The following is a 278-nucleotide window of genomic DNA, read 5'->3' as shown; positions in this document are numbered from 1 at the left end:
CGAAACCCGGCGGATATGCAGAGAACGTGATCGAGACCGCCAAGAGCTTTCTCGGCATTCCCTACGTCTACGGCTCCAACCGTCTGGACCCGACCTCTTTCGATTGCTCGGATTTTACACGGTGGGTGTACTTGTACGCACTCGGGATGGACCTGCCGTGGGATGCGAAGAACCAAGCGGCTTACGTCGAGGCGCTGTCCAAGCGGAAGTACCGCGACATCAAGCAGGCGAAGCGGGGAGATCTGCTGTTCTTTACGAGCTTCCGCGGCAACCGGGCA

General features: G+C 59.0%; 1 protein-coding gene. It reads left to right on the top strand.

Translation table 11 applies throughout. The annotated features are described in order from the left end of the window. Positions 1-278 (top strand): C40 family peptidase (locus KVT27_RS24350; protein WP_217582150.1); only part of this gene is annotated, 278 nt, incomplete at both ends.

Source organism: Lysinibacillus sp. GbtcB16, assembly GCF_019091145.1.
GTDB classification, from domain to species: domain Bacteria; phylum Bacillota; class Bacilli; order Bacillales_A; family Planococcaceae; genus Lysinibacillus; species Lysinibacillus fusiformis.
The sequence above is the reverse complement of the archived record's forward strand: the minus strand, read 5'-3'. Positions and strand labels throughout refer to the sequence as shown.